Raw genomic sequence first — 17648 nt, forward strand, 5'->3', positions numbered from 1 at the left:
CGCGACGATGGATGTCGTCCTGCTGTACACCGCACGAGAACAAGGAAGCATGATGTTCGCGACAACACCCACCGGCCCCTTCCACGACGAAACCGTGCGGATGCGCACGGCCGAGCTTCCGGTGAAGCCGCTCGCGACCCACGTTCCGTCCCCCGACCTGCCGATGAAGGCGCTGCCGAAGGCCGTCAGCGGCTTCGACGGCAAGACCGTGCGCCTGCGGCCGGTCGAGATCATCGGCACCGTCTCCGACACCGTCCGCCAGCGCTACATCAACCTGGCCACCAAGCCGAGCCCGCCCACCAAGTGGGCCATCGCCCGGGTGTTCTTCGTGCTGTTGCTGGCATCCATGCCGATCCTGGCGATCCCGGTGGAGGTGTTCGGGCTGGTCCACCAGAGCACGACGTCGATCGTCATCATCGCGCTGCTCGCAGTGCTCGGCGCGATCATCGCGTTCGCACCCCACCGGATCGACATGGTGGTCGGGCGCGGCCTGATCGCCGGCATGGTCGCCTGCATCGTCTACGACGCCGCGCGGTTGTTCGCGGTGCACGTCCTGAACTTGATGGGTGACTTCATCCCCGTGATGGGTTCGTTCGTCACCGGAGAGCCGGAGACCAACGGCAGTGCCGCGGTCGGCTACGTGTGGCGCTACATCGGCGACGGCGGCGGCATGGGTGTCGCGTTCTTCATCGCGGCGTTCGCGCTGGGGATCGACCGGTGGAAGAGCGTCTACGCGGTGCTGGCCTTCGTGGCGATGTCGGTGTTCCCGCTGTGGAGCGGACTGATCGGCACCGTTGTGCTGGCCCCGCGCGGCGAGGAGATGATGTTCGACCTGAACCCCGCCACGTTCACCATCACCCTGGTCGGGCACCTGATCTTCGGTCTGGTGCTGGGACTGGCCTTCCTGAAGGCGCCGCGCGGAGCTGTCCACAGCGAATGGCCGTGGCCGCCGATCCTGGAGTCGGCGAAGGTCAGGCGGATGATCCCGCAGGCATGGAGAGCCACCCACCGCGCGCCGCGCGCATGATCTGAGGTGGGCGAGCCGCGGGTCGTCGGGGGCAACTCCGACGGCCCGCGGTGGCGCGTCCGCCGTGTTTGCGACCAAGGACCGGCTCCGTGGGCGAAGATTGCTCGGAGAGGAGGTCCCCATCGTCATGTCGTCGCACCTGGAAGTCCTCCGGCCCACTGGGCGGGAGCTCGTCCCGCTGACCGGCCAGCGGGTGACCCTTGGCAAGTCGTCGACCAATGTGGTGGCGCTCGAACACGACGAGACCGTGTCGCGCCTGCACGCCGTCCTGGAGAACCTCGGATTCGCGTGGTCGATCCGCGACCTGGGCAGCCGCAACGGGACCCTCCTGAACGGGGAGAAGATCACCGCCGAACGCGTTCTGCGGTCCGGCGATGAGGTGCGGATCGGGAAGTCGAAGTTGATCTTCTGGGAGGTCAGGGATTCCGGCGGCGCCCTCGACGAGGAGACCGTCACGGCCCAGCCCGCCGAGGTCCCGCCGCGGCTGACCCCGCGTGAGGTCGACGTGCTCGTCGTGTTGTGCCGCCCGCTGGTCTCCGACGACCCGTTCCCGGAACCGGCGTCCGTGCGGAAGATGGCCGGCGAACTGTTCGTCTCCGAGGCGGCCGTCAAACAGCACCTGCAGAATCTCTACGACAAGTTCGCCGTCCCCGCCGAGGGTGACCGGCGGGTGCGGCTGGCCAACGAGGCGCTGCGGCGCGGCGCCGTCACGCTCGCTCAGTTGCGCGCTACGTGAAGTCGAGCGCCTCGATCGTCGCCACCGGGCCTTCGTGCGTCGGCCGGTCGGCGCCGCCGATGCAGTACAGGGTGGAGCCGACGGCGGCCACCACCTGACCGTGCACCGGGGTGTTGATCGGCGCGACGGTGGACCACTTGCCGGTGTCGATGTCGTAGATCTCGACGGTGGCCAGCACGCGCGTCGGTTCCTCGCCACCGACGGCCACGATCCGGCCGTCGACCAGCGCGGCGCCGTAGCTGCCGCGCGCAGTAGGCATGTCCGCCAACCCCTCCCACGTCCCGGACTCCGGGTCGAATCGTTCGACGGCCGAGGAGTTCTCGTCGGCGGTCAGCGCCCGTCCGCCCACCGTGTAGACGTAGGTGCCGTCCGACACCGCCGCGAGATGTTCACGCGGGGTGGGCAGGTCGGCGGCCGTGGTCCAGGACTCCCCGTCGAAGACCTCGGTCGCCGCGACGAGCTTCTTGTTGTTCTGCCCGCCGACGACGACGAGCTTGTCGTCGACGACGGCCGCCGACGGCGCCGCACGGGCGAACCCGAGGCTCGGCAGTTCCACCCACGCGCCGTCGCGCAGCGCGAAGACCTTGTTCGACGCCTCGGCGACGGTGTCGGTGGCGCCGCCGATCACGATCATCTCGCCGCGGAAGTTCGCCGCCGTCGCGTGGTGCAGGGGTATCGGCAGCGGCGGATGCTTCTGCCACGCGCCGGTCTTCGGGTCGTAGCTCTCGACGGTGTCGAGGGATTGCGAATGCCCCAGCATGCCGCCGGCGATCCATATCTCGTCGTCGAGCACGGTCGACGCCATCATCAACCGCGGGGTCTGCGCGTCGGGCAGCGCACGCCACTGCGCAGCGGGCTGGGGCCTGCGCGGCGCCAGCTGCAACGCCTCGGCCGACGAGACGACCTGATCGTCGCCGGCACCGGTGGACCCGCTGATCGCGTACACGGTCCGGCCCACCGCCGCGACCCCCGAACCGTGCCTCGCGGTGCCGAGATCCGGAAGGTCACTCCAGGTCGAGGTGGTGAGGTCAAGGGCGGCAACGCTTCTGAGAACCTGCCCGCGCGACATACCGCCGACCGCCACCAACCGGGCGTCGGTGACGGCGACGCCCAAGTCGCTGCGCGGCCGGGGAAGGTCGGGCATGGCCGACCACCTGTCCGCAAGCGGGTCGTAGGCCTCGACGGCCGCCAGGTCGGCAGTGCCGGTGGTGCCGCCCACCGCGTACATCAGCTTTCCGTCCGACGCCGCACCGAGCAGCTGCCGGGGCGTCGGCATGGGAGCGGCCGGTCGCCATGAGCCGCCGTCGTAGACCTCGGTGGTGTTCAGCAGCCTGCCGCCGGCGTCCACCCCGCCGGTGACGACGATGCGGTCACCGACCACCGCGGCCGCCGCTGCGGCCCGCGGTTGCAGCAGCGGCGGAAGCTCCACCCAGCGGCTGTTGACCACCCGCCACACCCGATCGGTGGCGATCTTCTCGTCGGCGCCCTCGCTGCGCCAGCCGCCGAGCACCACCGGCGTGTGCTGCCAGGTCACCGCCGCCGCGTGCTGGACCGGGACGGGCAGGTCCTCGCCGCCCTTCCAGCTGTCGATGGCCGGGTCGTAGCCCTCGTGGCCGCCGCTGACGCGGTTGTCCGCGCCGACGCCGCCGAAGATCCAGATGGTGCCGTCTGCCTGGGTGGCCGCGACCGCGTCGCGCGCGACCCGGGCATCGGCGACCGGTTCCCATACGGGCGGCGATTCGGCGGTCGGCCGGCTCGGTGCGGCCGCCGTCGGTTCGGCGGCGTCCCGCGACGAGGTGACCATGACGATGCCGCTGACCACCAGGAGCAGCACCGCCACGACGGCCGCCCCGGCGATCAGCAGCCTCTTGCGGTCGCGCTTGGGCGGGCCGGAATCCGATTCCATCACCCGCGGGGGTTCGGGGACCTTCGGCGGGATCTGCGCGGCCTGCCACGGCAGGCTCGACCCGCTGATCGACGTGGTGTGGGCGAACATGCCGGGGACCGGAGGCGGAAGGCCGCCGTCCGGTGGCGCACCGGCGCCGGACGGATCACCGGTGTCCTCCGGCAGCGGCAGCGCCTGCGTGCCGTCCTCCTGCTCCGCTGCCGCACCGGCATCGCTGAGCGCCATCGGATCGGCGGTCAGCCCGTTGTGCCCCTGTGCCAGTTGCAGTTCGCGGCCGAACTCCGCCGCCGAGGCCTGGCGGTCCCCCGGCTCACGCGACATCGCCTTCTCGATGGCCGCGCAGACGTCGGCCGGGATGCCCTGCGGACGCAGGTCCGGCACCGGCGTCGAGGTGATGCGCAGGTAGTGCGCGATCAGATCCTCGTCGGCCTTGCGCTCGTGCGGCGGCGTCCCGGCGATCAGCGCGTAGAGCGTCGCTCCGAGGGAGTACACGTCGGCCGCGACGGTGGGCGGATTGCCGGCGAGCACCTCAGGCGCGGTGTAGGACAGGGTGCCGGTGAAGTAGCCGGTCTCGGTCTTGTACCCGCCGGTGATGCGGGCGGTGCCGAAGTCACTGAGCTGCGGTTCGCCGTAGTCGTTGGCGAGCACGTTGGCGGGCTTGATGTCCCGGTGCAGTGTCCCGGTCCGGTGTGCGGTCTCCAGCGCCCCGGACAGTTTCACCCCGATGCGCAGTGCTTCCGGCCACGCGATGCGGCCCTCCCGGCGTATCCGCTCCGCGAGCGAACCCCTTGCGTGGTAAGGCATCACGATGAACGGCCGGCTGCTCTCGGTCACGCCGACCTGCAGGATGTTCACGATGTTCGGGTGCCCGGACAGCGCTCCCATCGCGTAGCCCTCGCGCAGGAACCGTTCCCGGTCGTCGTCGTCGAGATCGGAGGCGAGCACCTTGATGGCAACGCTGCGGCCGAGGGACTTCTGGTGGCAGCGGTAGACCACCCCGCCGCCGCCCCGGCCCACTTCGCTCGCATCCCCGAAGCCGGCGGCCGCCAACTCGGCCGCTATCCCGCCCGCCATGGTGTCCCGCCCTCCGGTGACATGCCGATTTCCTTCGCCTGACGGTACCGAGCAAACATTCGGAAAAGATGAAATTGACGCATCACTCACCAACGCCGCCGGTCGCGCTAGAGGCTGCGGACCAGTGCGGCGGCGTGCACGGTGTCGCCCACGACGAACCACACCCGGAGCCCGCCGTCGCGCGACGCGAAGTGGATGACGACGTCATCCGTGCGCTGAATCGGCTTGCGGTACTCGACGACTGCACGGTACGGGGCCGTCGCGATGTCCGGGTATCGCGCCATCACCTCGTGCACACCATGCCAGTAGACGGTGTTGTTGACATGCCGGAAGTGGTCGATGTCGGTGTGGCGCAGGGCGAAGGGGATCGACGCCTCCGGCTCGGCGGGGCCGGGGAGCCACGGCCGCCATTTCAGCCGGGTCTCGTCGGTGGTGCTCGCGAACCGGGTGAACAGATCGCCGTCGATCAGTGACGGCGTCTGGGTGTCCTTGTTCATGTTGATCCAGAAGCCCTCGGTCTCGACCAGGCCACCCTCTGAGCCGTCGAGCCGGACCCGCATCGAACACCAGCGGTTGGAGATGCCCGAGCACCACCGCCGCAGGGTGATGTCGCTCGGCCATTCGATCGGTTCGACGACGTCGATCACGGTGCGCTGCACGATCCAGTGCGGATTCACGTCGGCGAACCCAGAGTCGACCAGGTGCTCGGCCCCGGCCTCCTGGATGTACCGGGCGACGCCGTCCAACCGGATTCGCCGGTGCTCGTCGATGTCGCTGGTGGTGAGCCGCCAGCCCGTCCGGAACACGTAGCCGGTGTCCGGCAACGCGTGCAGCGGTCTCGCCGCGTCCGGCTGGGCTGTCGACACGGTAGGAGACGGTAACGCATGCCCCGATCTCCGATAGGGTCGCGCGGAGCGAGGGGGACGGCATGCGGACGATCGAGACCGATTACCTGGTCGTCGGCGCCGGCGCCATGGGGATGGCCTTCACCGACACCCTCGTCGCCGAGAGCGATGCGCAGGTCGTCGTCGTCGACAGGGGCAGTTCGCCCGGCGGGCACTGGACGCGCGCCTACCCGTTCGTCCGCCTGCACCAGCCCTCGGCCTACTACGGCGTGAACTCCCAGCCGCTGGGGTCCGGCGAAGTCGATGAAGCCGGGTGGAACGCCGGCCTGCACGAGCTGGCCGCGGGTGACGAGGTGTGCGGATACTTCGACGAGGTGATGCAGAAGGTCCTGCTGCCGACGGGACGGGTGTCGTACCTGCCGTTGAGCGAGTACCTCGGTGACGGCCGGATCGTCGGGCCCGGCGGTGACGAGGTGGCCGTCGACGTGCGGCGCCGGACGGTCGACGCGACCTATCTGCAGACGGTGGTGCCGTCGATGCGCCCGCCGGCGTACGGAGTGGCCGACGGCGTCGTGTGCGTGCCCCCCAATGAATTGCCGTCGCTGGCCGCGGATTTCGAGCGTTTCGCCGTGGTCGGTGCGGGCAAGACGGGTGTCGATGCGTGCCTGTGGCTGCTCGCCGGCGGCGCCGCGCCCGAGCGGCTGCGGTGGATCATGCCGCGCGACGCGTGGCTGCTCGACCGCGAGAACATCCAGCCGGGGCCCGACTTCCTCGACCGGTTCAAGACGAGCTTCGGGGCACGGCTGAGGTCCATCACCAACGCCGGTTCCGTCGACGACCTGTTCGCGCAGCTGGAGGCGAACGGCAACCTGCTCCGGCTCGACCCGGCGGTGCGGCCCACGATGTACCGCTGCGCCACGGTGTCGCGCGCCGAACTCGACCAGCTGCGCCGCATCGAGGACGTGATCCGGCTCGGCCGCGTCGAGCGGATCGAGCCCTCCGAGATCGTGCTCACCGGCGGCACAGTGGCGTCGGCCGCCTCAACCCTCTACGTGGACTGCACCGCCGACGGTCTCGAGAAGCGCCCGGCGGTGGACGTCTTCGACGGAGACCGGCTGGTGCTGCAGAGTGTGCGCGGCTGCCAGCAGGTGTTCAGCGCCGGCCTGATCGCCCATGTGGAACTCAGCGGCGCCGACGACGCCGCCAACAATGCGCTGTGCCGGCCGGTTCCGCACCCGAACACCGACGTCGACTGGCTGGCGATGACGCTGGCCGAGCACCGCAACGAATTGCGCTGGCTCGCAGAGCGCGAACTGCTGGACTGGCTGGCGACGTCACGGCTGAACCTGCTGCGCGAGATGTTCGCCCCGATGCTGGCGCGGCCGCGGAGTCGCGAGCGCTTGCTCGGCATGGTCGCCAAAGCACTGCAGGACGCCAACGACAAGCTCGAGTGGCTGCTGCGCGAGGGCTGACTACCCGAGTTCGTGCAGCTGGTCGAGGATCGACCCGAGCAACTGCTCGTCGGTGGTGGTGTGCAACCGAATGGGTTCGAGGCGGCTCCCGCCCGCCGGCAGTTGCCGCTGCCTCTCGTCATGACGCTCGAGCACGTCGTTGATCAGGCCCCCGAAGTCCTGCAGCTGTTGATTGAGGAACCGCGTACAGCCGTCGAGAAGCTCCACGTGTTGCCGTGCGACGGAACGCCTCCGGCAGTTCTCCGCGATCTCCAGCGCCCTCTCGTAGAGGTCGGCCAGGTGGTGTGCGGCACGAACGACGCCGGCGGGGTCGGCGGTGTCGTCGCCGTCGCCGAACGCCGCGGTGAACTCCGGCGCGCGCAGGTACGCCGCTGCCTCCGCGACGACGTCGTCGGCGGCGCGCAGGTGCCGGGTGAGGAACTGCGCGACGTCGTGGCCCGTGCGCAGCCTGCCGGCCGGATGCGCGGCCCGCCCGACCACCTGTGCGATCTTGCGCTCCTCGAGCGCCGCCCAGCGCTGGAAGACCACGGACGCGAAGGCCGCCCAGGCCCAGCCCGGCGGCTTGTCCCGCACCATCTGGTCGACGAGTTCCGGCGTGGGGACGAGGTCCGCGGTTCGCATGGCATGACCGTAGGCGAGGGCACCGACAAGCCGGAGGCATGCGACCGTAGACCCATGACCGTCACCGTCGAGTCGTTCGAGGTCGCCGATCCGGCGGACGCCTGGACGCGGGCCGGGTTCACTGTGGAGTCCGGTGTCTGCCGGGTCGGCGGCGTCGGCATCAGGCTGGTCGGCCGCAACGCCGGCACCGGCATCGCCGGGTGGTCGTTGCGCGGCCTGCCGCCCCGCGCCTCGGACCATGACCTCGACGGCGTTCCGACCACCTGGACGGACGACGTGGCCGCTGCAGCGCCGGCCGAGCACCCGAACGGCGTCGTCGCGATCGACCACGTCGTGCTGCTGTCGCCGGACCTGCGCCGGACGGTCGCCGCCCTTGCCGCCGTCGGCGTGGAGCCACGCCGCGAACGGGACGCCGAACTCGGCGGACGCCCGATCCGCCAGATCTTCTTCAGGTTCGGCGAGGTGATCGTCGAGGTCGTCGGTTCACCGGACATGACGGACGAGGGTCCTTCCACCCTGTGGGGCATCACGTACGTCGTCGCGGACATCGACGCGACGGCCGCGTTCTTCGGTGAGCGCACCGGACCGGTCAAGGACGCGGTGCAGCCAGGACGCCGGATCACGACGCTGCGGCATCGCGACCTCGGGATGTCGGTCCGCACGGCGATGATGTCGGCGCGTCGGTGAGCTCGACCGCCCGGCCCGTTGCCTATTCTCGGCGCATGACCGAGGACGTCGTCGTCATCCACACCGACGGCGGGTGCAGGCCGAACCCCGGGCCCGGTGGTTGGGGTGCGGTGCTGCGCCAGCGCCACCATGTCCGCGAGATGTGCGGCGGCGAGCCGGGCGAGACGAGCAACAACCGGATGGAGCTGATGGCGCCGATCATGGCGCTGGAGGCGCTCACCCGACCGGTGGTGGTGCATCTCCACACCGACAGCACCTACGTCCGCAACGGCATCACCAAGTGGGTCCTCGGCTGGGAACGCAACGGCTGGCTGACCGCCGCCAAGCAGCCGGTGAAGAACGTCGACCTCTGGCAGCGGCTGCAGGCGGCCTGTGCGCGGCATCGGGTCGAGTGGTTCTGGGTGAAGGGGCATTCCGGCGTCGTCGACAACGAACTGGCCGACGTGCTGGCCACCCGGGGCATGCAGGAAGCGATCGCCGGGGCGGCTCTTCTCAGCTGACCGGTGAGCGTTCGGAGTCGAGCGCCGCCATGTGCTCGGCCGGGTATCGGTCGCCCGCCACCTCGGCCGCAGGCACCGCCGACTCCAGTTGTGCCAGTTGGCCTTCCGTCAGCGTCACGTCGACGGCCCCGAGCGCCTCGGTCAACCGGTTACGGTTGCGCGCGCCGATCAGCGGCACGACGTCGTCTCCGCGGGCGGCCACCCACGCGATGGCCGCCTGAGCGACCGACACCCCGAGTTCGTCGGCGACACCGCGCAACGCCTCGACCAACGCCAGGTTGCGGTCGAGGTTGGCCTCGGCGAATCGCGGGCTCATGGTGCGGAAATCGCCTGGCCCGCCGCTGGTTCTCGTCCAGTGCCCGCCGATCAGCCCTCGGGAGAGCACTCCGTACGCGGTCACGCCGATCCCGAGCTCGCGGCAGGTGTCGAGGATGTCGCCCTCGACGCCGCGCGACATCAGCGAGTATTCGATCTGCAGGTCGCTGATCGGCCGGACGGCGGCCGCGCGACGGATGGTGTCCGATCCGACCTCCGACAGCCCGATGTGCCGGACGTATCCGGCGTCGACGAGCTCGCCGATCGCGCCGACGGTGTCCTCGATGGGCACGGCGGGATCCAGGCGAGCCGGCCGGTAGATGTCGATGCGGTCGGTGCCGAGGCGCTGCAACGAGTACGCGGCGGCGGACTTCACCGCAGCCGGGCTCGCGTCGTAGCCGACCCAGGCGCCCGCGGGGTCGAGTCGACCGCCGAACTTCACGCTGAGTTGGTAGGCGTCGCGCGGGGTGGAGCGCAACGCCTCGGCGATCAGCAGTTCGTTGTGACCCATGCCGTAGAAGTCGCCGGTGTCCAGCAACGTGATCCCCGCGTCGAGCGCGGCGCGCACGGTGGCGATGCTCTCGCCGCGGTCGGATTCGCCGTACGCCCCCGACATGCCCATGCATCCGAGGCCGACCGCCGATGTGTTCAAGGTTCCGAGTGTGTTGGTTCGCATGAATTCCAGCGTGGGCCCGAATCAGCGGGGCTACCAGGACGCGTCGAAGCAGGGATCGGGAGTCCCTGCCTGAGCCTGCACCTCTGGCGGACAATCAACCGATGGATCGCGAAGCGCTGGCCCAGTTCCTGCGGCGCCGCCGGGAGGCGCTGAGCCCAGTGGACGTGGGACTGCCGGTGGGCGTGCGTCGCCGCACCGCGGGGCTGCGCCGAGAGGAAGTGGCGCAGCTGACCGGGATGTCCGTGGACTACTACGGGAGGCTGGAGCAGTCGCGCGGGCCGCAGCCGTCACCGCAGATGCTGCGGGCGCTCGCCCGCGCCCTGCGTCTGACCGACGACGAGACCGACCACCTGTACCGGCTCGCGGGCCACGCGGTCCCCGACCGCAGTACGCACTCGGTCAACGTGCGGCCCGCGCTGCTGTTCGTTCTCGACCAGCTCAGCGACGCAGTGGCTTTCGTCTGCTCCGACACCGACGTCATCCTCGCGCAGAACGGGCTCGCCAAGGTGCTGATGAGTGAGCTACCCGCAGCCGGCGGGTCCGGTGTCCAGGCCAGCATGACGTGGCACTGGTTCACCGATCCGCGGTCGCGTGCGGGTGCACCCGAGGCGGACCACGACCGGCTGAGCCGGACCACCGTGGCGGACCTGCGCGCCGCGTGGGCCCGCCGGCCCGACGACGCCGACATGCGCGAGCTCGTCGAGGCGCTGCTCGAACACAGCCCCGAGTTCGCCGGCCTGTGGGCGCGACACGAAGTGGCCACCCGGCGGATGGATCGCAAGACGTTCCTGACGAGGGTCGGTCCCATCACGCTGGACTGCGAGGTACTGGCGACGACGGACGGTCAGCGGCTGGTGCTGCTCACCCCACCCGCGGGCTCCGACGCGCTGGCCAATCTGCGGCTGCTCAACGTGGTCGGCAACCAGGTGGTCGGCGAGGCGACGTGAGCTGTGCCGCGAGCCGTCCGATCGCCCGGAGTGTCCCGTTGTGCGACGAACCGACATGCCCCACACTCGTCAGGCGATGATCGCCATCATCGTCGAGGACGGTGATGGGATCAGCATGGACCAGGCATGGCGTACCGGACGAGTGCGAAACAGCTCATGCTGACGTGGCTGGCGGCTCTGGTGCTCGTCGTCGTGGTGACATCCGTCGTCGTCGTGAAACTGCTCGCGCGTAGGCGCGCGCCCGACCCCGGCTGGTTCATCGACAGCACACGCGCCGCAGGAGCGCTCACGGTGATCGGCACCATGTTCGCGGTGCTGATGGCCTTCACCATTTTCTATGCGCTGCAGAACTACCAGCGGGCCCGCGACGGCGGCACCATGGAGGCCATCGCGGTCACCGAGCTGCACAACGTCGCCGACGTGCTCGAAGGCCACCACGGCGAACGCCTGCACGGCGACCTCATCTGCTACTCGCGCGCGGTCGTCAACGACGAATGGCCCGCGATGGGACGCGGCGAACGATCGGACACCGTGCAGCACTGGGTCGACCAGATGGTCGGAGACTTCGCCGTCACCGATCCCGGCAACCCCAAGCAGGAAGCGGCCTACTCTCAGTGGTTCGACCAGCAGGCACAGCGCAGGGACGGTCGCCGTGCCCGCGCCGCTGAGATCGATCCGTCGGTGCCGCCGCCGCTGTGGATCGTGCTGGGGATCGGCGCGTCGGCGATCTTCATCTACATGTGCGTCCAGGCCGACCGCCGGGAGAGCGCCGTCGTCCAGGCGGTGCCCATCGCGTTCGTGTCGGCCCTCGTCACGTCGGCGTTGCTCGTGGTGGCTTTCCTCGATCACCCCTACGCCGATTGGGCGGGCAGCATTCAACCCGACGAGATGCGGGTGACCCTGAGTCTCATCGACGACGGTCACGTCGTGCCCTGCAATCCGAACGGCGATCCTGCGTAGCGCGCGCTACTCCCACCTGACCTCGTCGGGCGTCTTGTCCGGCCGTAATCCGCGCCACGACGGTTGCCGCAGCCGGCCGTCGGATGTCCGCTCGCTGTAGCGCACCTCCCCCACCAACTTCGGCTCGACGAAGGTCACGCCCTTGGCGTCCTGCGTCGGAAGCCTGGCCGCAAACGGTGATTGGTCGGTTTCCAGCGGCGCCAGCATCTTCTTGAGCTTCGCCAGTTCCTTCTCGGTGAAGCCGGTGCCCACCCGCCCGACGAACTGCAGGGCGCCGTCGGCGTCGGGGATGCCCAGCATCAGCGCGCCGATCCCGCTGGTGCGCCCCCCGGTGCCTTCGCGCCACCCACCGAGCACCACTTCCTGGGTGCACCAGATCTTGTCCTTGATCCACGACGACGACCGCCTGCCCGCCTGGTACGTCGAGTCCAGCTTCTTGGCGACCACGCCCTCCCACCGCCGCTTGCGCGCGTACTCCAGCGCCTCCGGGCCGTCACCGGGCAACCGGTCGGGCACGATCAGGCCGGCGCCCTCGGCCACCGCCTCGAGGATCTTGCGCCGATCGGAGTACTTGGCGCGCAACAGCGATCGCCCGTCGAGTGCCAGGATGTCGAACGCCCAGAACTCCACGCGGGTGGAACGCGCCCGGTTCTGCATCTCGCCGAAGCTGGGCACCCCGGACTCGTCGAGGGCGACCGCCTCCCCGTCGAGGATGACGTGGTGGTCGGCGAGGTCGGCGCCGAGCGCGGCCAGCTGCGGATACTCGCGGGTGACGTCGCGGCCCCGGCGTGACCGCAGGGTCAGCGTGCCGTGGTCGGCGTCCACCAGAAGGCGATAGCCGTCCCACTTCCCTTCGAACGCCCACTGATTCGCCTTGAGCCTGTCCACCGACCCTTCGGTGGCGAGCATCGGCGCGAGATCGCCCGGGGTGGGCTGCTTCTGCTCCTTCATCCGGTGGGCGAGCCAGTTCTTGCCGTCGGTTTGGATGAGCGCGTAACGGCCACTGACCTTCTCGCCCTTGAGGGTGACGATCACTTCGCCGCCCTTGGCGGGCCCGTCCGGGGCGTGGTCGTTGAACTTCTCGGTCTCGTAGGTGCCGGTGTCCCAGACATAGACGTCGCCGCCGCCGTACTCCCCCTTCGGAATCTCGCCGGCGAAGGTGAGGTACTCCATCGGATGGTCCTCGGTGTGCACGGCGAGGTGGTTGACGCTCGGGGTCTCCGGGAGGTTCTTCGGCACCGCCCAGCTGACGAGGACGCCGTCGCGTTCCAGGCGGAAGTCGTAGTGCAGCCGGCGGGCGTGGTGCTCTTGGATGACGAACTTGTCGTTGTTGCCGACCGCGGGTGCCTTGGCGGGCACCGGTTCCGGTGTCCTGCCGGGGTCGCGCATGCTGCGGTAGGTGGTCAGCCGGTCGGCCAGCGGCACCTTCTCGTCGAGTTCGGCGAGCAGGTCGCCGTCTCGTTCCACCCGCTCGAGCACCTCGTCGAACCGCAGGTGCCGCAGGTCGGGATCGCCGATCTCGTCCCAGGTGCGCGGCGCCGCCACCGTGGGCTCCTCGCGGCCGCGCAGCGAGTACGGCGCGATCGTCGTTTTCGCCGCGCTGTTCTGGCTCCAGTCGACGAACACCCTGCCGGTGCGCAGGCTCTTCGTCATCGTCGCGGTGACCTGCTTGGGCATAGTCTTCTCGAGCTGCTGGGCGACGCGGCGCGCCAGCACCGACGCTCCCCGCGAGCTGATCGGCTCCTCGAGCGGCACGTAGAGGTGCAGGCCCTTGCTGCCGCTGGTGAGCGGATAGGTGGTCAGGCCGATGTCGGTGATCAGGTCGCGCACCTCGTGGGCGACCTGGCACAGCTGCCGGAACGTCACCCCCTCGCCGGGGTCGAGGTCGAACACGATGCGGGTGGCCGGGCCGACCTTGCCGTCGACGAACCGCCACTGCGGCACGTGCACCTCGAGCGATGCCTGCTGGGCGAGCCACGCCAGCCCCTCGCGGGTGTCGATCACCGGATAGGTCGTCGTCCCGGATTTGTGCGTGACGCTCTCGCGGTGCAGCCACTCCGGGGCCGACGACGCGAGCTGCTTCTCGAAGAACTCGAGCTCGCCGACGCCGTTCGGCCACCGCTTGCGGGTGACCGCGCGGCCGGCGATGTGCGGGACCATGGCGTCGGCGATCGCCACGTAGTAGTCGAAGACCTCACCCTTGGTCGTCCCGGTTGCCGGGTACAGCACCTTGTCCGGGTTGGTCAGCCGCACCCGCCCGAGTTGATCCACCACACGACGGTATTACCCGTTGTAGCGTCGTACCAGTGAAGATCCTGTGCGCGGCGTGCATCCTCGCCGTCGGCGCCGTGATCGCCGCGCCGCAGGCCGCCGCCGATCCCCGCGACTGGGTGCCCTACTGCTCGGGCGATCAGACGCCCATGGACGACAACTGCCGGGCCATGGCCCACCAGCACTTCACCCACGACGCGCCGGGCGCCAACCCGCAGGTGCCCGTCGGTCTCGATCCCGGCAACGAACCCGCCGTCTGACGCTTCTTCTGCGTTGACTTTGCACACAGATCGCAAATCCCACTGAATTCACGATCTGTGTGCAAAGTCAGCGCAGAAGCGACCGGCCGCTACTCGTCGTCGTCGGCGCTCAACACCGCGAACGGCGCCGTCGGGACCTCGGCGACGGCCAGCTTCGCCGCCGAGTCGACCGGGATGACGTCACCCGCCAGCGCCGCCAGGGCCTTGTTGGTGCCGACGTCGCGGCCCGCCTGCTCGCTGAGCAGCCACCGCACCTCGAGCATGTCGCAGTACGCCTGGATCTGCGTTCCGGCGCCGTGGACGGCCTGATGTGCGAGGTGGCCGTAGGGCGTCAGCACCTCCATCACCCACAGCCGCGCGGCCGTCGACTCGTCGACGTCGTGGCCGGCCTCGCGGCACAGCTGCGCCTGGTAGGCGTACAGATCGCCGAGCAGGATCGCGGCCTGCCCCTCTCCGGCGTCGATACCGGTGAGGTCTCGCAGACGCTGGGCGTGGTATCGGCGGTCGCCGACCACCACGTGCACGCGCAGCCGGCTGGGGTCGGCGCTGTCGGGTTGCAGTGACAGCTCGTCGACGGCGAAGCCGAGGTCGTTGAGCCGGCGGATGGTGCCCTCGACGCGGTAGCGGTCGGTGAAGCCGAACACCGGCTCGGCGTGCAGCACGTCCCACAGATCCCGGTAACGCCTCTCGACCTGCTTGGCCTCTTCGATCAGCTTGTCCTGCAACGCTTCCGACGCGCCGATTCGCTCGGCTACGTCGAGCATGCCGCCCGCCACGTTCTGCACCATGATGTCCAGATCCTGTCGGCGTTGCCCGCGGCTCAGCGACGGGTGCACCTCGGAGGTCTCGGCGTCGACGAGGTGCGCGGCCAGGAGTTGACCGTCCCGCGAGAACAGGGTGTTCGCCAGCGAGCAGTCACCCCAGAAGACGCCGTGGCGGTGCAGTTCCACCAGCAGGCCGGCCATCGCGTCCAGCAGCCGCGCCCGGTGCTTGGGCTCGTCCGGCGGCAACCGCATGAACAGCCGCCGGTACTGCCACGACCCCTCGAGGTAGCGGGTCACCAGGATCGCCGTGTCGAACTGCGGCTGGACCACCACCCCGGCCGGACGCACCGCAGGCAGCGCCATCTCCTCGAGCCGGCGCAGCACGTCGTACTCCTTGACCGCGATCCGCGCGGGCATGTCCTTGACCGCCCACAGCGCGCCGTCGGCCTCGACGAACTTCACCAGGTGCCGGCTCGGGCCGACCGCGATGTCGCGCAGCGCGACGTCGGGGGCCTTCCAGTGCACCAACGGCAGGTCCCACGGCAAGGCGAGCAGACCCGCCGTGGGGGCCCGCAGCCGCAGTTCCGGCGGGCGCATGATGTCAGTTCAGACGTTCGCCGGTCTCCGGATGGAACAGGTGCACACTGCCTTCCGGCTTCATCCGCAACTCGATGGTGTCGGCCAGCTTGACCGGCTTGCGGGACAGCGACCGGGCCACCAACTGCACGTCGGGATGTGCGTGGGTGTACAGGTAGGTCTCGCTGCCGAGGTCCTCGACGAGGTCGATGACGACGTCGATGCCGCCGCCCGGTGACACCTCGAGGTCCTCGGGCCGGATGCCGAGCGTGACCTTCTCGACCCCGGCCTCGTGCAGCTTGGTCAGATGCTCGCGCTCGAGCGGCAGCGTGGAGTCCTCGCTGATCCGTACACCGTCGGCGACGACGGGTGCCGTCAGCAGGTTCATCGCGGGCGAACCGATGAAGCCGGCGACGAACGCGTTGGCCGGCCGGTCGTACAGCTCGTTGGGCGAGGCGAACTGCTGCAGCTTGCCGAAGCGCAGCACGGCCACCCGGTCGCCCATCGTCATCGCCTCCACCTGATCGTGGGTCACGTAGACGGTGGTGGTGCCCAGACGCCGCTGCAGCGCGGCGATCTGGGTGCGGGTCTGCACGCGCAGCTTCGCGTCCAGGTTGGACAGCGGCTCGTCCATGCAGAACACCTGCGGCTCGCGCACGATGGCGCGGCCCATCGCGACGCGTTGCCGCTGGCCGCCGGACAGCTTGGCGGGCTTGCGATCCAGGTGCTCGGTGAGGTCAAGGATCTTGGCGGCGTCCTCGACCTTCTTGCGCCGCTCGTCAGCGGAGACACCCCGTAGCTTGAGTGCGAAGCCCATGTTCTCGGCCACGGTCTTGTTGGGGTACAGCGCGTAGTTCTGGAACACCATCGCGATGTCGCGATCCTTCGACGGCACGCCCGTCATGTCCTTGCCGCCGATCTCGATGGCGCCTTCGTCGATGTCCTCGAGTCCGGCGAGCATGCGCAGCGCGGTGCTCTTGCCCGAACCGGACGGTCCGACCAGGACGACGAACTCGCCGTCCTGGATGTCGAGGTTGAGGTTGTCGACCGCGAGTTTGTCGGAGCCTTCGTAGATGCAGGAGGCGTTCCTGTAGGTGATCGATGCCATTGTTCTTCTCCCGGTTCGTTTTCTGACGTTTACTTGATCGCGCCGAACGAGAGTCCGCGCACCAGCTTGTTCTGGGCGAACCACCCGCAGAGGATCACGGGGAGTGCCGCCATGGTCGCGGCCGCCGACAACACGGCCCAGTACTGTCCCTCACCGGCGATGAAGCCGACGAGGTACACCGGCATCGTCTGTGCGTTCACCGCGGTCAGGTTCACCGCGAGGAAGAATTCGTTCCAGGCGAAGATCACGCAGATGAGCGCCGTCGCCGCGATGCCGGGCGAGACCAACGGAAGGATCACCTCTCGCACCGATCGCCACAGGCTCGCGCCGTCCAGGCTGGCGGCCTCGAGGAGTTCGCCCGGCACTTCGAGGAAGAACGACCGCATCATCCATACGGCGATCGGAAGATTCATCGACGTGTACAGGATCACCAAGGCCCAGATGTTGTCCAGCAGGCCGATGTTGGACACGATCACATACAGCGGCAGGATCGCCGCGACGACGGGCAGCATCTTCGTGCTCATGAAGAAGAACAGCGCATCGGAGGTCTTGCGGACCGGCCGCAGCGACAGGGCGAACGCCGCGGGCACGCCGAGCAGCAGCACCAGGATCGTCGACATGGCGGTGGCGAACACCGAGTTCAGCATCGCGGGCCCGATGCCCTGATTGAAGACGGCCGAATACTGATCCAGCGTCGGGACGAAGAACAGCTTCGGCGGATTGGTCGCTGCGTCACTCTCGGCCTTGAACGAGGTGAGCACCATCCAGAACACCGGGAAGAAGAAGCCGAGTCCGACCAGCCACGCCACGATGCCCCACGGGCTGAACTTCTTGGACTTCTTCTTGCGGACCGGAGCGCCATCTCTGGTCGCCGTGGCCTTTTCGGCAGTGGTAGTAGTCATA

Annotated in this window: 16 protein-coding genes; 8 read left to right on the forward strand and 8 right to left on the reverse strand. The window is 69.3% G+C overall.

What is annotated here, in order from left to right; translation table 11 throughout:
• The first annotated feature begins 52 nt into the window (after nucleotides 1-52).
• Entirely contained in the window at nucleotides 53-1027 is a 975-nt protein-coding gene (locus O6P37_RS02910; protein WP_269892640.1) for a hypothetical protein, read from the forward strand.
• Between the two features lie 127 nt (nucleotides 1028-1154).
• On the forward strand, nucleotides 1155-1763 hold the full coding sequence (locus O6P37_RS02915; RefSeq protein WP_269892641.1) for an FHA domain-containing protein: 609 nt from the start codon (nucleotides 1155-1157) through the stop codon (nucleotides 1761-1763).
• On the opposite strand, the gene O6P37_RS02920 is transcribed toward O6P37_RS02915, so the two are convergent.
• Both O6P37_RS02920 and O6P37_RS02925 read right to left on the reverse strand, forming a co-directional pair.
• Nucleotides 1756-4743, reverse strand: coding sequence for a Kelch repeat-containing protein (locus tag O6P37_RS02920; RefSeq protein ID WP_269892642.1), 2988 nt, complete (start codon nucleotides 4741-4743; stop codon nucleotides 1756-1758). The genes O6P37_RS02915 and O6P37_RS02920 overlap by 8 nt on opposite strands.
• Before the next feature lie 107 nt (nucleotides 4744-4850).
• Entirely contained in the window at nucleotides 4851-5609 is a 759-nt protein-coding gene (locus O6P37_RS02925; RefSeq protein ID WP_269892643.1) for an acyl-[acyl-carrier-protein] thioesterase, read from the reverse strand.
• 62 nt (nucleotides 5610-5671) lie between these two features.
• On the opposite strand from O6P37_RS02925, the gene O6P37_RS02930 reads away from it, so the two are divergent.
• Complete coding sequence (locus tag O6P37_RS02930; RefSeq protein ID WP_269892644.1) at nucleotides 5672-7060, forward strand: NAD(P)-binding protein; 1389 nt, start codon at nucleotides 5672-5674, stop codon at nucleotides 7058-7060.
• Here the strand turns inward: O6P37_RS02930 and O6P37_RS02935 are convergent, their stop codons facing one another.
• Nucleotides 7061-7681, reverse strand: coding sequence for a hypothetical protein (locus tag O6P37_RS02935; RefSeq protein WP_269892645.1), 621 nt, complete (start codon nucleotides 7679-7681; stop codon nucleotides 7061-7063).
• A 54-nt stretch (nucleotides 7682-7735) separates the two neighbouring features.
• On the opposite strand from O6P37_RS02935, the gene O6P37_RS02940 reads away from it, so the two are divergent.
• Together O6P37_RS02940 and rnhA are read left to right on the forward strand one after the other, a co-directional pair.
• A complete protein-coding gene (locus O6P37_RS02940; protein WP_269892646.1) occupies nucleotides 7736-8368 on the forward strand; it encodes a glyoxalase in 633 nt (210 codons plus the stop codon).
• Between the two features lie 35 nt (nucleotides 8369-8403).
• On the forward strand, nucleotides 8404-8868 hold the full coding sequence (gene rnhA / locus O6P37_RS02945) for a ribonuclease HI (protein WP_269892647.1): 465 nt from the start codon (nucleotides 8404-8406) through the stop codon (nucleotides 8866-8868).
• On the opposite strand, the gene O6P37_RS02950 is transcribed toward rnhA, so the two are convergent.
• Nucleotides 8861-9859 (reverse strand): aldo/keto reductase, encoded by a 999-nt coding sequence (locus O6P37_RS02950; protein WP_269892648.1) that lies wholly within the window; start codon nucleotides 9857-9859, stop codon nucleotides 8861-8863. The two genes, rnhA and O6P37_RS02950, sit on opposite strands and share 8 nt — an antisense overlap.
• Before the next feature lie 101 nt (nucleotides 9860-9960).
• Between O6P37_RS02950 and O6P37_RS02955 the strand changes: the two genes are divergently transcribed.
• Together O6P37_RS02955 and O6P37_RS02960 are read left to right on the forward strand one after the other, a co-directional pair.
• Nucleotides 9961-10806 carry a helix-turn-helix transcriptional regulator gene (locus O6P37_RS02955; protein ID WP_269892649.1) on the forward strand — a complete coding sequence of 282 codons (846 nt, stop codon included), beginning with the start codon at nucleotides 9961-9963 and terminating at the stop codon, nucleotides 10804-10806.
• Nucleotides 10807-10932: 126 nt separating this feature from the next.
• Nucleotides 10933-11766, forward strand: a complete 834-nt coding sequence (locus O6P37_RS02960; protein ID WP_269892650.1) for a bestrophin-like domain — start codon at nucleotides 10933-10935, stop codon at nucleotides 11764-11766.
• A 6-nt stretch (nucleotides 11767-11772) separates the two neighbouring features.
• Here the strand turns inward: O6P37_RS02960 and O6P37_RS02965 are convergent, their stop codons facing one another.
• A complete protein-coding gene (locus O6P37_RS02965; protein ID WP_269892651.1) occupies nucleotides 11773-14040 on the reverse strand; it encodes an ATP-dependent DNA ligase in 2268 nt (755 codons plus the stop codon).
• Between the two features lie 32 nt (nucleotides 14041-14072).
• Here O6P37_RS02965 and O6P37_RS02970 point away from each other — a divergent pair, with 32 nt between their 5' ends.
• On the forward strand, nucleotides 14073-14297 hold the full coding sequence (locus O6P37_RS02970) for a hypothetical protein (protein ID WP_269892652.1): 225 nt from the start codon (nucleotides 14073-14075) through the stop codon (nucleotides 14295-14297).
• Between the two features lie 89 nt (nucleotides 14298-14386).
• Here the strand turns inward: O6P37_RS02970 and O6P37_RS02975 are convergent, their stop codons facing one another.
• From O6P37_RS02975 to O6P37_RS02985, 3 genes are read right to left on the reverse strand one after another with little or no spacing between them, the layout of a single operon-like run.
• The gene (locus tag O6P37_RS02975) at nucleotides 14387-15658 is read right to left on the reverse strand and encodes a DUF4032 domain-containing protein (RefSeq protein ID WP_269892653.1); all 1272 of its coding nucleotides are present in this window, start codon (nucleotides 15656-15658) and stop codon (nucleotides 14387-14389) included.
• A 4-nt stretch (nucleotides 15659-15662) separates the two neighbouring features.
• Nucleotides 15663-16745 (reverse strand): ABC transporter ATP-binding protein, encoded by a 1083-nt coding sequence (locus O6P37_RS02980; RefSeq protein ID WP_269892654.1) that lies wholly within the window; start codon nucleotides 16743-16745, stop codon nucleotides 15663-15665.
• A gap of 29 nt (nucleotides 16746-16774) precedes the next feature.
• Nucleotides 16775-17647, reverse strand: coding sequence for a carbohydrate ABC transporter permease (locus O6P37_RS02985; protein ID WP_269892655.1), 873 nt, complete (start codon nucleotides 17645-17647; stop codon nucleotides 16775-16777).
• Nucleotide 17648: the final 1 nt, after the last annotated feature.

The sequence above is a fragment of the Mycobacterium hippophais genome (assembly GCF_027529605.1).
In the GTDB taxonomy this organism is placed as follows: domain Bacteria; phylum Actinomycetota; class Actinomycetes; order Mycobacteriales; family Mycobacteriaceae; genus Mycobacterium; species Mycobacterium arseniciresistens.

Bases quoted from the DNA above. Each gene is read 5' to 3' on its own strand.
- O6P37_RS02910 (WP_269892640.1), top strand. From the start codon at position 53: ATGTTCGCGACAACACCCACCGGCCCCTTCCACGACGAAACCGTGCGG.
- O6P37_RS02915 (WP_269892641.1), top strand. From the start codon at position 1,155: ATGTCGTCGCACCTGGAAGTCCTCCGGCCCACTGGGCGGGAGCTCGTC.
- O6P37_RS02920 (WP_269892642.1), bottom strand. From the start codon at position 4,743: ATGGCGGGCGGGATAGCGGCCGAGTTGGCGGCCGCCGGCTTCGGGGAT.
- O6P37_RS02930 (WP_269892644.1), top strand. From the start codon at position 5,672: ATGCGGACGATCGAGACCGATTACCTGGTCGTCGGCGCCGGCGCCATG.
- O6P37_RS02935 (WP_269892645.1), bottom strand. From the start codon at position 7,681: ATGCGAACCGCGGACCTCGTCCCCACGCCGGAACTCGTCGACCAGATG.
- O6P37_RS02940 (WP_269892646.1), top strand. From the start codon at position 7,736: ATGACCGTCACCGTCGAGTCGTTCGAGGTCGCCGATCCGGCGGACGCC.
- rnhA (WP_269892647.1), top strand. From the start codon at position 8,404: ATGACCGAGGACGTCGTCGTCATCCACACCGACGGCGGGTGCAGGCCG.
- O6P37_RS02950 (WP_269892648.1), bottom strand. From the start codon at position 9,859: ATGCGAACCAACACACTCGGAACCTTGAACACATCGGCGGTCGGCCTC.
- O6P37_RS02955 (WP_269892649.1), top strand. From the start codon at position 9,961: ATGGATCGCGAAGCGCTGGCCCAGTTCCTGCGGCGCCGCCGGGAGGCG.
- O6P37_RS02960 (WP_269892650.1), top strand. From the start codon at position 10,933: ATGGCGTACCGGACGAGTGCGAAACAGCTCATGCTGACGTGGCTGGCG.
- O6P37_RS02975 (WP_269892653.1), bottom strand. From the start codon at position 15,658: ATGCGCCCGCCGGAACTGCGGCTGCGGGCCCCCACGGCGGGTCTGCTC.
- O6P37_RS02980 (WP_269892654.1), bottom strand. From the start codon at position 16,745: ATGGCATCGATCACCTACAGGAACGCCTCCTGCATCTACGAAGGCTCC.
- O6P37_RS02985 (WP_269892655.1), bottom strand. From the start codon at position 17,647: ATGACTACTACCACTGCCGAAAAGGCCACGGCGACCAGAGATGGCGCT.